This window comes from Cupriavidus sp. 2TAF22, from assembly GCF_052115045.1.
Taxonomy (GTDB): domain Bacteria; phylum Pseudomonadota; class Gammaproteobacteria; order Burkholderiales; family Burkholderiaceae; genus Cupriavidus.
The window spans coordinates 1-13,434 of sequence record NZ_JBFRFX010000084.1 but is presented as its reverse complement, the minus strand read 5'-3'; the positions used below and the strand labels follow the sequence as shown (position 1 = coordinate 13,434).

Here is a 13,434-nt window from a genome sequence, read left to right as displayed (position 1 = left end):
GATGGGCCCCAGCGCCACGGTGCCCGGCCTGTACTACGCCTTCGGCTTCAATGGCGAGGGCTTTGCGATCAGCCCCGGCGTGGGCGAAACCATGGCGGAGCTGATCGCCACGGGCCGTACCTCGATTCCGCTGGAGCCTTATGCCATCGAGCGCTTTGCGCGTGCGCAGGTGCTGCTGGAAACGAACTGATCCAGTAATCGCAACACAGCCTGACAAAGCCTGCGTGCCGCCGGTTTGCCCCCTCTCCCGCTTGCGACTCGCACGCGAGAGAGGGGCGTATGCGTCGCCTCGTGGCTCTATTCAGATGCGCGAGCGTGCAATGATCGTCCCCGCTCGCGTGCCGCTCACTGCAGAATCACATAGACCTTTCGCAGGGGTTCCAGGATCTCCCAGATGCCGGTCGTGTTCGCCGGGAAGAACAGCGTATCGCCGGTCTTGATCCGGATAGGCGTCCCACCCGTCGGCGTAAACAGGCATTCACCGGCAAGGATGTGCATGACTTCTGCTTCCGGAACTTGCCGTTCGTAGGCGCCGACTGTGCATTCCCAAAGGCCGGCCCGGTTCTGTCCGGCGCTCTCGATGTCAAACTTGAAGCTGCTGGTGCGGCACGGTGGTTGGCTTAACGGTCTGCCGACAGGACCGTCGTCGGTGAGGTCACTGCAAGACGCGGAATGCGGAATGATGGCAATGGGCATGGAGATCAGGGAGTGAGATGGATACGAGACGGCGGACGAGCAAGGGCGGTGCGACACAGCGACACCGCCTCCGGGTAGGACTGCGTTACTTATCGTCCTCGACCGCATCGGCCAGTTGCGCCAGGGAGTGGAAGTGGTAGTCCGGCTTGGTCAGCTCGGGCACTTCCATGGTGCCGCCAGATCCTGGCTGTGCATGACGGCGCTCGATCCAGCAGGTCTTCAGCCCAAGCTTCTTCGCAATGCCGATGTCGTGATATTGGCTCTGCGCCACATGAAGATTGTCTGCCTGCTTGTAACCCCATTTGCCGTCATAGCGGCCACGCGCATAGGCGAAGTACTGAGGATCGGGCTTTTCCGTCAGGGCATCGTCACAGGTGACCGTGTCGTCGAACGGGAAGTCCAGCGTCTTCTCGAAGTGAGTCAGTGCCCAGCGCTGGGCGTTGGTCATCGCCACCAGCTTGAAATGTTTGCGCAAACGCTTCAGCGCCTCGACCGAATCCGGGAACGCCTTCCAGTTGACCACGGAGTCCCGCAGGCCACAGGCGAGTGCGTCGGAGTCGGGGAGGCCAAGGCTCTGCGCCATCAGGTGCCAGCAACGTTCCAGGTCATCGGGATACCACATCGTCTTGTCAGCGGCGCGGGTACGGCGATAGGCGGCCAGGAAATCCTCATCGCTGATGGGGCTGCCGGGCACGGCGCGACGGAAGTAGTCGAGCATCCCGCCCTCGAAGTCAATCAGCGTGCCAACCACATCGAACGTAAGTACCTTGAAGTCTTTGAGTGCCATGAAATACCTCCGCTAGTAAAGAAGAGAAAGAAAACTGCCGACTGGTCGCGTATGGAGGCGACCGCGGTGCCAGACATCGAAACAAAGCTTGATCGGGCCACTTCCGGTTCAGTGGGCTCACGACACCAGGTCCTTGAGCTTGAAGTACAGGCCGACGGCGGGAAGGAACCACGGCGGTCCCAGATGGCCCGGGATGGCAGGCCAGTCGCGCATGCGCCAGGGGTTGGCCAGGATATCCCCCGCCATCACGCGGGCCATGCGCTGCCCCATCAGCACGGCCATCTGCGTGCCATGCCCGCTGAATCCCATCGCGTAGTAAGGACCGTCGCGCTCGCCGGCGTGCGGCAGGCGGTCTTGCGTCATGTCGACCAACCCGCCCCAGCAATGCGTGATCGCCACGTCGGCAAGCTGCGGAAAGCCCTCCGGCATGGTGGTGCGCAGGATCGTTGACGTGGCCGCCATTGCGGCCCGACGCCTCCGCTGCAATCGAACCCTGCGCTTCTAGCACCACGACATTCGCACCCTGCCTGGCCAGCGTCTGGGCCGCGGACAAGCCGCAGAATCCCGCGCCGACGATCGCCACATCGACTTTGGCGGGCAGCTCGGATGCCGCGCTCGGGAACGGCGCAAGGCCATGGTGCCAATAGGGGTCGGAAGAGCAAGGCGCGCCCGCGTGGGCAGGGTCCACCAGGATGCCCCTGCGGGGGATCAAAACGTTCCGTGATGCGTCCGACGCGGCCGGTCCGGGTGATGCCTGCGCCAGTTCCGACGAGGCCGCGTTGGCGTTCAATGTAATAGGAGCGGCCAGGTAGCCATCGCCTCCCTTGCCGCCGGCAAATTCGACTGCCGATAACCCGATGTGACGCACAGACACGGCCTTGCCCCGATAATCCGTTGTACGATGCACAAAGTGTAGAGAGCCCCTGCCAGCACGACAACATCCCAATTGTTGGGCCGAACATAATCTGAGGTTATGGCAAATTTCCGGCGAAAACTTCCCAGCGCCAATGCCCTGTTCGTCTTCGAGGCCGCCGGGCGCTGCGGCAGCCTGACCAAGGCCGCCGCCGAACTCTATGTCAGCCAGCCGGCCGTCAGCCGGATGCTGGCGCGCATGGAAGACCGCATGGGCGTGCGGCTCTTTAATCGGGTACGTGGGGGCGTCGAGCTGACCGAGAACGGTCGCCTGCTCCATCGCGCCATCACCGAAGGCTTCAACGTCATCCAGGCGTCGATCAGTGAAATCGAAACGCGCGCAACCGGACTGGAGACCGTCACGCTCTCCGTTTCGACGGCCTTTACCACGCACTGGATCATGCCGCGCATGGAAAAGCTGCGGCGGGACTTTCCCGGCGTCGACCTGCGGTTCCAGCTGGTCTCCGGGAAGGTTGGCGGACCTCTGCATGACGTCGACCTGGGGCTGCGATTTTTTTCCCCAGGCGAGGCAGCGCAAAACAGCGTGTTGCTGATGCCGGAAATCATCGTGCCGGTGTGCAGCCCGGCCTATCGGGACGATACCGGCCGCGACAGCGACGTCCTCATCAACCTGACCGACAGCAACCGTGACTGGCCGACGCTGTTTCCCGAGCTCGGTCAGCGCAGCCGGGACTTTTACCACCTGAATTTTTCCGACTATTCGATCGTGGTGCAGACGGCGATGCTCGGCCAGGGCATTGCGCCGGGCTGGCTGAACGTGGTCACCCACTGGATGAGGCTGGGCGCGCTGGTGCCGGCCATCGCGCAGGTTCATGTCGCGAACCGGCAATGCTATCTGGTGCAGCAGGCGCCCACGTCCCCTCGCCCTACCGTAACCAGGCTGCGCGACTGGATCCTCGAAGAGACCTACCAGGATCTGGTGGAGATCGACCGCATGTATCCCGGCCTGCGCCTGTTGAAGCTGGTCGGACGCTAATGATGCCGCCTGCGGTGCAGTTCATTGCGCAGCGCATCCAAGGCACCATCAAATAAAAAGCCCACAGGCATGACTGCCTGTGGGCAAGGCTTCACAGTGAAGCGGAGACCACCAGTAAACGTCAACGGCTCGCAATACGAATCAGGCCGGCCGGAAAATTCCATAGACCTTGGTCACTTGCTCACGGCTATCCCAGCTGCACTGCGCATTCTGTTCGACCAGGAAGATATCGCCGCGCGAAAATGTCCCGCTACGGCCGGTTTCATCTTCAAACGTCACGCTGCCCTCCAACAGATACATCAGTTCGTAGTGGGGATAGAGCATCGCCCGACGATGGTAGGGAGTCGAATCCCAGGTGCCGCAGACGAACTGCCCGTCCTGAGAGCGATAGTCTGTGTAGTTGCGACAAGCTGGAGTCGGGGTGAGCAGCAACGCGGCCGAAGGTGCGCCGGACGGCTCCAGTGCCGGCTCTTCTGCGATCGGCAGCAGCGCGCGCGCTCCGGGGCGGCTGTCGTTGTAGCGCATGAAGATGATCGACACCGGGCACTCCGCAGACCAGGCGAACTCTGCGTCATGTAACAACACAGCGCTGTTGCCCGGACCCAGCACGACCGTGCGATCCGGCTGGGTCAGCGTCAGCTTGCCCTCGCAGACGATGATGAGTTCATCTGCCGGCTGTGCCTTTACCGACCCGCACCCGCCGTCCAGTGTGATAACGCCCACGGTTACCGGTCCCGGCGGCAAGTCCAGCATGCGACGGCGGAAAAGGAAGTCGTTTTCCTCGGAAGCGTCGGTGAAGGGAATACCGAGGGAATGGTCTTGCGCAAACGTGCGCAAATTGACAAAGGTAGCCGGCGTGGCGCGCACGGTGGAACCCTGCTGCAAATTCGACATGACTTGCTCTCGCGATTCAATGAGGATTACGCTGCGTAGCCATGAGCCGCGCAAACCTTCAATAGGGAAAAAGTTCGATCGGTGTAGGTGTGTCCCGACATGAATCAGCTCCGCCATGACGTCGCCTACGCCCCGGACAGAATTACAGCACCATCGAGCTTCTGAAGTATCCCGTTTGGACAGTGTCCACGCATAGAAACAGCGGCATTTAACGTGCCGTTCAGCATAATTTGCTGCATCCCGAACAAGTCGCTATTGATGGACGTCGGTCAATCCCCTTCCGTGCGAAAGCTGACTGCATCCCGCAAGCCCATTGGACGAGCGTGGGCGTAGCAATTTGTGCGGTATGGCGCTGACCCAACGGCATAAGCTCTGCGTGATGAAGCGGCAGTCAGGGGATCATGTGGAATCGCATTTGCGCCGTAAAGAGGCGGGAACACTGTGGCAAGATTGCTTCAGTTCGTAGTCCTGCCAGACGTGTTGCTGATTCGGCTTACTCAAAAGGAAGACACCATGCCAAGCCACGATATCCATGCGCCAGTTTCCTACCGCTCGATGAGCGAAGAGGACGTGCCCGCCGCACATGAGCTGTCGCAAGCCTTGCGCTGGCCGCATCGTGCCGAAGACTGGCAATTTGTCCTTCGCCTTGGAACCGGCTTCGTCGCCGAGCAAGCTGGCGTGGCGATCGGCACGGGGCTTTGCTGGAAGCAGGGACAGCAAGCATCGCTCGGGATGATCATTGTGTCGCCGGCACATCAAGGCAAGCGCATCGGCAGTGAGTTGATGCGCCTGGTTCTGGAAGCGCTTGGCAACCGCTGCACGCTGCTTAATGCAACCCCCGCCGGACAGCCGCTGTATGAACGCCTCGGCTTTGTCGCGACCGGCACCATCAACCAGCATCAGGGCACGATGAATGCCGTCGACCCGGTTGCACTTGCCGGAGGGGAAACGCTGCATCCGTTTGAGCCCGGCGATATCGAGACGATCATCGAACTGGGGAATCGCGCTACCGGCATGTCGCGGGGCGAAGTGCTGAGGGCATTGCTCTCCACGGCCGAGACCGTGGTGCTGAAGCGCAATGGCGAAGCGGTCGGATTTTCGGTCATGCGCCGCTTCGGGCGGGGCTATGCGATCGGGCCGGTGGTGGCCTCCGATAGTGAACGCGCGAAAGCCTTGATTGCCTGCTGGTCTGGCGCCTACACCGGGTCTTTCGTGCGAGTGGATGTCACGGGAACGAGCGGCCTGCAGGACTGGCTCGCGCAGGTGGGACTGGTTCAGGTGGATACCGTCGTGGCGATGGCACGTAATGGCGTGCCGCCGGCGGATAGCGCGCTCAAGCAGTTCGCAATCATCAACCAGGCGCTCTGCTGAGCCACGTCGAAACAGCCGCCATCTTATGACGGAAAAGGCAGGGGAATACCCAATGTCCAGCAGTCATGCCACCGATGAAGCATTCTGGGAACGCATTCGCGACGCGTATCCCAGGCAACAGCCGTTGCTGAACCTCAACAATGCCGCGGTCAGTCCCCCGCCGCTTGTGGTCGAACAGGCAATGATTGATGCCTATCGCCTCGTCAGCCATAACCCGGATGTCAACATGTGGAGCAAGCTCGACGCCGAGCTCCCCGCCATCAAGCAGCAGCTCGCGCAACTGGCCGACTGCAGCCCGGAAGAAATCGCGCTGAACCGTAATACTTCGGAGGGTCTGAGCACGGCCATTTTCGGCATACCGCTCACTGCCAACGACCAGGTCCTGATTTCTGCGTGGGACTATCCGAGCGCGTGCGCGGCATGGCAGCAGCGCCAGCAAAGGGAGGGCATCGAGGTTGCATGTGTCGATTTCGACCTGACGGCAAGCGACGAGGAAATCTTCAAGGCGTACGAAGCGGGCATCACGCCGAAGACGCGAGTTAGGGCGCCGTCACGGGCGAAGTATTACCACCAGAAAATGCCATAAATCCATCACCGCCGCGGCAATAGCTGGCGCGGAGGGAGACCCGCCTCCAGCGTGCCGTGCAAGGCATGCCGTGCCTTCTGTGCCAGGCGACCCGCCCACTATCCCGACAACCTATGCCACGTCCCATTGTCGCCACGATCCACCTGGATTCGCTAACCCACAACCTCGCGCTTGCCCGCCGCGCAGCGCCGTCCTCCCGTGTCTGGGCAGTAGTGAAGGCCAACGCCTACGGGCATGGGATCGAACGGGTCTACCCGGCATTGCAGGCAGCCGATGGCTTCGGGCTGCTGGAACCGCAGGAAGCCATCCAGTTGCGCGAGCTCGGCTGGAACAAGCCGATCCTGCTGCTGGAGGGCTTCTTCGACGACGCCGATGTCGCCTTGCTGGGCACCCATCGCCTGAGTACGGCGCTACATTGCGAAGCGCAGCTACGCATGCTCGAAGTGCTTGCGCCCGAGTACCAACTGGCGCCGCGTTCGCTGGACGTTTGCCTGAAGCTGAATTCAGGAATGAACCGGCTGGGCTTTAGCCCGTCAGACTACAGAGCAGCCTGGCAACGAATCAGGGCCATCGAAGCCATTCGTTCAATTACGCACATGACCCACTTCTCGGACGCTGACGGCTCGACCGGCATCAGCGGGCAGATGGAAGTCTTCCGCACGGCGACCCGTGGACTGCCAGGGGAGATCAGCGTGGCGAATTCGGCTGGCATGCTCTGGCATCCAGACAGCCGCACCGACTGGGTGCGCACCGGCATCATGCTCTATGGTGCTTCGCCTTCGGGCTGCTGGCGGGACGTGCAGGACCAAGGACTGCGGGCAGCGATGACATTGCAGAGCAAGATTCTGGCCGTGCAGGAACTGCGGCCCGGACAATCAGTGGGCTATGGCTCCCGCTACGTCGCTCCAGACACACGCCGCATCGGCATCGTTGCTTGCGGTTATGCCGATGGCTATCCGCGCACCAGTTCATCCGACATCGGGCACTATGCGCCGGTGCGGGTCGGCAATCGCGATACGCGGACGGTCGGACGCGTGTCCATGGATATGCTCGCCGTCGACCTGACCGGGTGTCCGGATGCCACACCTGGAACGTCCGTTGAACTCTGGGGCAGGCACGTTCCGATCGACAGCGTGGCTGCCGCAGCCGGAACAATCGGCTATGAACTGATGTGCGCCATCGCACCGCGCGTACGGGTGGAAGTGGAGCCGCTGGACTACTGACCGCGCCGCGCAGCGAACCGGTCTGCGTTGATCTGCAGACTGTCGGCTTTGCCCGAAAGCATGCACCGTGTCGCACGATGCATGCTGTCACTCATCGCCTGCATGGAACTCGGATACAAATGTCGGCGCTTCTTCCATGAGATAGCGTCCGTTCTGGCACACGTAGTACATGGCGTGATGGCCGCTACGTGCGAACGTCACACAGCAGGAATGCTCGAAGCGCCCGAAACGGGTGATGCCAATGCCGGGCGAACCCGGCCACTCCCATACGCGCTGTTCCTCAACGCAGTCCAAAACGCGGTGCTGAGTCCTGGGATGCATGGACGAATTGAGCATCATGTTGATGTACCCGAATACACCCAGCGAAGGGTAACGCTCCTGCATTGCCGTCCATCGTCGCTTAGGCGACATTGCAGACCTCCGTGTCCAGCTTGATGTTCCCTGCCTTCAGCACTTCATTTGCCTGCAGATGATAGTTCCAATGCCCGTCCTTGATCGTTTCGAGCATACGCTAGGGCTTGACAACGTTCGCCATCAGTTCCTGAGTCTCCTCGTATAGTCATTTGCTGACCAACGTGCATTGACCGGCCAGCCTCGCCCTGTGTACGAAGCGCCGGCCAGATCGCAAAATTACTGCGCGCGCCTGAGCTGCTCCAGGATGGCAGGATCTTCAAGGGTCGACAGGTCTTGCGTAATCTGGTCGCCCTTTGCGATGCTGCGCAGCAGCCGGCGCATCACCTTGCCCGACCGTGTCTTGGGCAGGTTGTCGGCAAAGCGGATTTCCTTTGGCTTGGCGATGGGGCTGATCTCCCTGGCGACCCAGTCGCGCAGCTCCCTGGCGATCCGCTGCGCTTCCTCGCCCTGAGGGCGGGCGCCCTTCAGCACGACATAGGCGCAGATGGCCTCACCGGTGGTCTCGTCCGGCTTGCCCACCACGGCGGCCTCTGCGACGCTCGGGTTAGCGACGAGCACCGATTCGATCTCCATCGTGCCCATACGGTGACCGGAGACGTTGAGCACGTCGTCGATGCGACCGGTAATGCTGAAGTAGCCGGTCTTTTCATTGCGCACCGCGCCGTCGCCTGCCAGGTAAAGCTTGCCGCCCAGTTCCTGAGGGAAATAATTTGTCTTGAACCGCTCCGGATCGCCCCAGACCGTGCGAATCATGGACGGCCACGGGCGCTTGATGACCAGGATTCCGCCTTGTCCGTTCGGCATTTCGTTGCCGGATTCATCCACCACCGCGGCCACGATCCCCGGCAACGGCAGCGCGCAGGAGCCCGGCAGCAACGGCGTCGCGCCAGGCATCGGGCTGATCATGTGCCCACCGGTTTCGGTTTGCCAGAAGGTATCGACGATCGGGCATTTCCCGTTGCCAACGTAGTTGTAAAACCACATCCAGGCTTCCGGATTGATCGGCTCGCCCACCGAGCCGAGCAGGCGCAGGCTGGACAGGTCATAGTGCTTCGGATGCACGTCCGGGTCCTTGTCGCAAGCCTTGATCAGCGCGCGGATCGCCGTCGGGGCAGTATAGAAGATCGTGGTTCGATGCTTGCGGACCATGTCCCAGAACCGACCGGCATTGGGGTAGGTCGGCACACCTTCGAACACGACCTGGGTCGCGCCCGCCGCAAGCGGGCCGTAGGCGATATAGGTGTGGCCGGTGATCCAGCCGATGTCGGCCGTGCACCAGAATACGTCGGAGGACTTGATGTCGAAGGTCCACTTCATCGTCAGCATCGCCCACAGCAGATAGCCACCGCATGCATGCTGCACCCCTTTGGGCTTGCCGGTAGAACCTGACGTGTAGAGGATGAACAGCGGATGCTCAGCTCCGACCCATTCCGGCGCGCAGGTGATGGGCTGATCGACGATCAGCGTATCCAGCCAGCGGTCACGTCCCGGGACGAGATCGATGCTGGCGCCGGTGCGCCTGTAAACGATAACGTTGTTGATAGTGTCGCAACCACCCAGGTCCATGGCTTCGTCGACGATCGACTTCAACGGCAGATGCTTGCCGCCGCGCACCTGCTCGTCGGCCGTGATCACCGCCACCGCGCCGGCATCAATAATCCGTTCGCGCAGGGACTTGGCAGAGAAGCCGGCGAAGACCACGGAATGCACCGCACCGATGCGCGCACAAGCCTGCATGGCGGCGATACCTTCGATGGACATCGGCATGTAGATGACCACGCGATCACCCCGCCCTACGCCAAGCGCCCGCAAGCCGTTGGCAAGCTGACAGACCCTTGCGTGAAGCTGCGCATACGTGATCCGCGTAACATGGCCGTCGTCGGCCTCAAAGACGATCGCTGTCTTCTCGGCATTGCCGTTCAACAGATTGCGGTCGAGGCAATTGTACGAAACGTTAAGCTCGCCATCCTCGAACCAACGGTAGAACGGAGCTTGCTCCTCGTTCAGCGTCCTGGTGAACGCCTTATGCCAGCTGATGAGGTCGCGCGCATGCCGGGCCCAGAAGCCTTCGTAATCTTCTTCGGCTGCAGCGCACATCGCCCGGTAGCCTTCCATGCCGGAAATGTTCGCGTTGTTGACAAACTGCACGGACGGATTGAATAGCTCGGGTTCCCGTTTCATGGGCGCGATGTCGGACATGGCTACTTCTCTGAGCGTTTAGAAAATTATCAACCGATGATCCAGCGGGCTGGTATCACCGGTGGCGATGTCTGAAGGGCATCATGGCGACGAAGGAATCGGCATAGCCCACGACAGTGATGGCTGTCGGCTACGGCGGTACGTACTTTGTATTTCCTCGCCATGAACAGCGAGAGCAGGCTCGCGATCCGGATACAGTATCGCATCGCAGCGCTGGCAGAAGCTGCCGAATACGCTTTGAACTTGCAATTTCCGGTGTTTTCTCGCCCGCAGTTGGAGGCCTGACGCTGCGCCGCTGTGGCTGACACGATGCGGAAGCCGGCGGCCAACGCGAAGCCGTCCCGGGACGGACGGCGCTCCAAACCTGGAAACTCTGAAGCCGAACGGAGTTGTATCAAGAACCCGGAGATGCCCCGGGTCTGCACTAACGGACTTAAGCTCAGAACTTGTGGCGGATGCCAACGACAGCGCCAAACTGGTTTGCACCCGGCTGCACGGCTTCGCTGCTCGCACCCAACTGGTCATTGAACCCGTTCACCCCCAGATTCGACTTGCCGCGGTTCAGTGCGTATGAAACCGTCGTGTAAAGATCCGTGCGCTTCGACAGTGCATAGTCAACCAGCGCAACGAACTGCCACGGATTGCCGGCGTTCGACTGACGCAGGTTCTGGTAGTACGCGGAGCCACTGACCGACAGCGCCGGCGATACCTGATAGCCAACGCCGACCCAACCGAGGTTCGACAATGTGTTGGTCAGCGCAACACCAGGCAGGGTGGCACCGTTGAACGCGTGGGCATATCGGTAGCCGCCGTAGAGCTTGGCAGGACCGAAGGTGTATGTCCCGGCGACTGCGGCCCGTCTGATCAGACTATTGGTCGAAAGAGCCGTGGCTGCCGACCGGTTCGACTGGTCGTAAATGGCGCCAACGGCGAATCCGCCCGCAGCATAGTTCACAGCGAACGAGTATTCACGCCCGTTGGTGAAATTGCCCGCGACCTCCTGGTTGTTATTGTTGAAGCTATACAGGCCAGTCACGCTCAGGCCGCCGAACGTCCCCATATACTTGGCGGAGTTGTCGGCGCGCGCCCCGCCCATGAACGGGTCTTGTGCACCGATGGAATAGCGGCTCGCGATCGCCATCGGGTCATAGGTAACGCCAAAGTCATAGAACGGCGTCGTGTGCCGGCCCAGGGTGAGCTGTCCCCACTGGTTCTGCAGACCGACGTAGGCGCCGCGACCAAAGAGACGGCCACCCTGCGCCGAGGTGCCGGTATCCAGGTTGAAGCCGCTTTCCAGCAGGAAGATGCCCTTCATGCCGCCACCCAGGTCTTCTACGCCGCGCAGTCCCCAGCGCGATCCGGACTGGTTGCCAGATTGCAGGGCCCAGAGATTGTTTCCCTGGGCACCGGCCGGTACGGTACCCGTCGAAGCAACGGCCTTGTTCAGGTATTCAATACCCACATCCGCAACACCGTACAACGTTACGTTCGATTGCGCATACGCGCTGGGGACCACCAGCAAGGCGACTGCAAGGGCCGACAGATTGATTTTCATGAAATGATTTCCTCGAAGAACAGTAAGTATCCAATTCGTATCGGTTCGAATTGGGGCGACTCGGATTCTGCATCTGTTTTTTGATAATTAACAATCCGTAGTTTGACCATCAGTGTTGCTATTTAATCTAAAGCTTCTTTTAGGCAACCGCCTATATCCGTCAGGCAAGTATCGGCTTAGGATGTGCGGTAGCTCTGCTGTCTCGTGTATGTTCATCAGCATATATCGACACTTTCCATGGCTTTGCAGTAGAGCCCGTACGGGGCTGCTCTTGGGCAGCCCCATTTTTTTCACACTACGGTTGCTAGCGCACCGCTTGTAGTCAGGACTCGATCACCGCGTGCCTGTCCTTGACAAGGTACATGGCCAGTTCAATTTCATTTCGCAGCCCAAGCTTGCTCATGGCCGAGCACTTCTGGACACTGATCGTCTTGACGCTGCGCTGGAATTTCCGTGCAATCTCCTGAAGCGGATAGCCTTGCGCCAGGAGACGAATTACCTCGCGTTCGCGTGGGCTAAGACGATCGTCGCACCGGTCTTCGCAAAGGTGGGGCGGTGCAATCAACAACCTCTCCGTGGCGGGGTCGATGTACTTGGAACCTGAGCGGACGGCTTGACATGCATCCGCCACGAACTGCAGATCCATTGATTTTGCGACAAACGCGTGGGCACCTTTCGCCAGCAATTGACGAACCAGGCCGTTTGGACGCGCCCCGGAGAAGACCACGATCTTCACCTTGGGGTACATCCGGCGTAGTCGCTCTATCAGGCGTAACCCGTCGATCTCTCCACCATAGTCATAGCCGATGATGACGATATCCGGCAGTAGCAATGCATGCTTCCTGAGTTCCAACAGGAGCCCATTGACGCTATCCGCGATGGCCATGACGTCAATGCCTTGACGTGCCATGTACGGCGCCAGTCCGGCGAGCACCACGGGATGATCGTCGGCAATCACAGCGGTAGTTTTGGTGGTCATCGCCTGGAAGCAGAATAGAGCCGCACAATCTTTAAGTACCCTTTCACACGGTCGACAAGACCGCTGAGCGGCTCGCCACGGCGCAGATTGTCCAGGACCGCCAGGGCTGCCGTGTCGTCTACATCGTGCGGATTCGTGGCGTATGTCATTGCAGTGGTGGCAGCGCCGGGCGAAAAGGGGAAATCATGATGCGATGAACACGCGAGCATCTGATAGGAAAAAATTACTGCATCCGGGCTCGCACCAAGATGACGCACTCCTAGGGTAAATCCCGACCGATATTGCGGTGCACATGCACGCGCGCTGAGCGCACGGCATGCAATGCCAAATGGGACACATGAAACCGCAGCTATTACTGTCATGGCCCGGATTACCCCACTAATTGCTTGAGCGCACATGCTTCAATGTCGCATCCCACAAAGACCCTGGCCCCCGTTCCAGGAGTCATTGCCATGTCAGAGAAGAAGCCGTTCGAGAGCTTTATCGGCCCAGACGAATCAACCCGGATCATGAGCGCCCTGCACCACCGTTTTTCGAAATCTTTCAGCGCGAGGCGTTCCATACCGCAGCGGAAGCAGATCCAGGGCTTTTGCCAGATCCCACCGGGCGTCTGATGGGTGATTCGCCAGTCGATCACGTGCGACTCGCGGCCTGATTTACAAACTAAGAAAGGAGACACCATGAACCTGTTCATCTTGCGTCTGCTGGCGCGGCGCATCGGTCTGGCGCTGATCTCGCTACTGGCCGTCTCGGCCATCGTCTTCGCCATCACCGCGGTATTGCCCGGCGATGCCGCGCAGGAACAGCTCGGCCAGGACGCC

At 60.5% G+C, this 13,434-nt stretch carries 12 protein-coding genes and 4 pseudogenes; 7 read left to right on the top strand and 9 right to left on the bottom strand.

Annotation, left to right across the window (positions count from 1 at the left end):
* A pseudogene (locus AB4Z48_RS39725) lies at nucleotides 1-190 on the top strand (sarcosine oxidase subunit beta); the annotation flags it as partial.
* A gap of 155 nt (nucleotides 191-345) precedes the next feature.
* Here AB4Z48_RS39725 and AB4Z48_RS39720 read toward each other — a convergent pair.
* From AB4Z48_RS39720 to AB4Z48_RS39705, 4 genes and pseudogenes are all read right to left on the bottom strand, one after another.
* Nucleotides 346-696, bottom strand: a complete 351-nt coding sequence (locus tag AB4Z48_RS39720; protein WP_441624266.1) for a cupin domain-containing protein — start codon at nucleotides 694-696, stop codon at nucleotides 346-348.
* Nucleotides 697-781: 85 nt separating this feature from the next.
* On the bottom strand, nucleotides 782-1,483 hold the full coding sequence (locus AB4Z48_RS39715) for an HAD-IA family hydrolase (protein ID WP_441624264.1): 702 nt from the start codon (nucleotides 1,481-1,483) through the stop codon (nucleotides 782-784).
* A 117-nt stretch (nucleotides 1,484-1,600) separates the two neighbouring features.
* Nucleotides 1,601-1,942 (bottom strand): annotated as a pseudogene (locus AB4Z48_RS39710) (FAD-dependent oxidoreductase); the annotation flags it as partial.
* 31 nt (nucleotides 1,943-1,973) lie between these two features.
* Nucleotides 1,974-2,066, bottom strand: a pseudogene (locus AB4Z48_RS39705) (FAD-dependent oxidoreductase); the annotation flags it as partial.
* Nucleotides 2,067-2,456: 390 nt separating this feature from the next.
* On the opposite strand from AB4Z48_RS39705, the gene AB4Z48_RS39700 reads away from it, so the two are divergent.
* Complete coding sequence (locus AB4Z48_RS39700; RefSeq protein WP_441624263.1) at nucleotides 2,457-3,392, top strand: LysR family transcriptional regulator; 936 nt, start codon at nucleotides 2,457-2,459, stop codon at nucleotides 3,390-3,392.
* A 141-nt stretch (nucleotides 3,393-3,533) separates the two neighbouring features.
* On the opposite strand, the gene AB4Z48_RS39695 is transcribed toward AB4Z48_RS39700, so the two are convergent.
* Nucleotides 3,534-4,403 carry a cupin domain-containing protein gene (locus tag AB4Z48_RS39695; protein WP_441624261.1) on the bottom strand — a complete coding sequence of 290 codons (870 nt, stop codon included), beginning with the start codon at nucleotides 4,401-4,403 and terminating at the stop codon, nucleotides 3,534-3,536.
* A 396-nt stretch (nucleotides 4,404-4,799) separates the two neighbouring features.
* On the opposite strand from AB4Z48_RS39695, the gene AB4Z48_RS39690 reads away from it, so the two are divergent.
* The 3 genes from AB4Z48_RS39690 (at nucleotide 4,800) to alr (ending at nucleotide 7,466) form a co-directional block, all read left to right on the top strand.
* Nucleotides 4,800-5,657, top strand: coding sequence for a GNAT family N-acetyltransferase (locus AB4Z48_RS39690; RefSeq protein WP_441624259.1), 858 nt, complete (start codon nucleotides 4,800-4,802; stop codon nucleotides 5,655-5,657).
* 52 nt (nucleotides 5,658-5,709) lie between these two features.
* Nucleotides 5,710-6,243 carry an aminotransferase class V-fold PLP-dependent enzyme gene (locus AB4Z48_RS39685; RefSeq protein WP_441624258.1) on the top strand — a complete coding sequence of 178 codons (534 nt, stop codon included), beginning with the start codon at nucleotides 5,710-5,712 and terminating at the stop codon, nucleotides 6,241-6,243.
* 113 nt (nucleotides 6,244-6,356) lie between these two features.
* Nucleotides 6,357-7,466: an alanine racemase gene (alr, locus tag AB4Z48_RS39680; RefSeq protein ID WP_441624256.1), complete on the top strand. Its 1,110-nt coding sequence runs from the start codon at nucleotides 6,357-6,359 to the stop codon at nucleotides 7,464-7,466.
* 87 nt (nucleotides 7,467-7,553) lie between these two features.
* Here the strand turns inward: alr and AB4Z48_RS39675 are convergent, their stop codons facing one another.
* The 4 genes from AB4Z48_RS39675 to AB4Z48_RS39660 all read right to left on the bottom strand — a co-directional run bounded on the left by AB4Z48_RS39675 (nucleotide 7,554) and on the right by AB4Z48_RS39660 (nucleotide 12,613).
* A complete protein-coding gene (locus AB4Z48_RS39675; protein ID WP_441624254.1) occupies nucleotides 7,554-7,850 on the bottom strand; it encodes a hypothetical protein in 297 nt (98 codons plus the stop codon).
* 246 nt (nucleotides 7,851-8,096) lie between these two features.
* Nucleotides 8,097-10,079, bottom strand: coding sequence for an acetate--CoA ligase (gene acs / locus AB4Z48_RS39670; RefSeq protein ID WP_441624253.1), 1,983 nt, complete (start codon nucleotides 10,077-10,079; stop codon nucleotides 8,097-8,099).
* Between the two features lie 439 nt (nucleotides 10,080-10,518).
* A complete protein-coding gene (locus tag AB4Z48_RS39665) occupies nucleotides 10,519-11,634 on the bottom strand; it encodes a porin (protein ID WP_441624251.1) in 1,116 nt (371 codons plus the stop codon).
* A gap of 322 nt (nucleotides 11,635-11,956) precedes the next feature.
* Nucleotides 11,957-12,613 carry a response regulator gene (locus AB4Z48_RS39660; protein ID WP_441624249.1) on the bottom strand — a complete coding sequence of 219 codons (657 nt, stop codon included), beginning with the start codon at nucleotides 12,611-12,613 and terminating at the stop codon, nucleotides 11,957-11,959.
* Nucleotides 12,614-13,065: 452 nt separating this feature from the next.
* On the opposite strand from AB4Z48_RS39660, the gene AB4Z48_RS39655 reads away from it, so the two are divergent.
* Entirely contained in the window at nucleotides 13,066-13,227 is a 162-nt protein-coding gene (locus AB4Z48_RS39655; RefSeq protein ID WP_441624247.1) for a hypothetical protein, read from the top strand.
* A gap of 66 nt (nucleotides 13,228-13,293) precedes the next feature.
* Nucleotides 13,294-13,434 (top strand): annotated as a pseudogene (locus AB4Z48_RS39650) (ABC transporter permease); the annotation flags it as partial.

Bases quoted from the DNA above. Each gene is read 5' to 3' on its own strand.
- AB4Z48_RS39720 (WP_441624266.1), bottom strand. From the start codon at position 696: ATGCCCATTGCCATCATTCCGCATTCCGCGTCTTGCAGTGACCTCACC.
- AB4Z48_RS39715 (WP_441624264.1), bottom strand. From the start codon at position 1,483: ATGGCACTCAAAGACTTCAAGGTACTTACGTTCGATGTGGTTGGCACG.
- AB4Z48_RS39700 (WP_441624263.1), top strand. From the start codon at position 2,457: ATGGCAAATTTCCGGCGAAAACTTCCCAGCGCCAATGCCCTGTTCGTC.
- AB4Z48_RS39695 (WP_441624261.1), bottom strand. From the start codon at position 4,403: ATGGCGGAGCTGATTCATGTCGGGACACACCTACACCGATCGAACTTT.
- AB4Z48_RS39690 (WP_441624259.1), top strand. From the start codon at position 4,800: ATGCCAAGCCACGATATCCATGCGCCAGTTTCCTACCGCTCGATGAGC.
- AB4Z48_RS39685 (WP_441624258.1), top strand. From the start codon at position 5,710: ATGTCCAGCAGTCATGCCACCGATGAAGCATTCTGGGAACGCATTCGC.
- alr (WP_441624256.1), top strand. From the start codon at position 6,357: ATGCCACGTCCCATTGTCGCCACGATCCACCTGGATTCGCTAACCCAC.
- AB4Z48_RS39675 (WP_441624254.1), bottom strand. From the start codon at position 7,850: ATGCAGGAGCGTTACCCTTCGCTGGGTGTATTCGGGTACATCAACATG.
- acs (WP_441624253.1), bottom strand. From the start codon at position 10,079: ATGTCCGACATCGCGCCCATGAAACGGGAACCCGAGCTATTCAATCCG.
- AB4Z48_RS39665 (WP_441624251.1), bottom strand. From the start codon at position 11,634: ATGAAAATCAATCTGTCGGCCCTTGCAGTCGCCTTGCTGGTGGTCCCC.
- AB4Z48_RS39660 (WP_441624249.1), bottom strand. From the start codon at position 12,613: ATGACCACCAAAACTACCGCTGTGATTGCCGACGATCATCCCGTGGTG.
- AB4Z48_RS39655 (WP_441624247.1), top strand. From the start codon at position 13,066: ATGTCAGAGAAGAAGCCGTTCGAGAGCTTTATCGGCCCAGACGAATCA.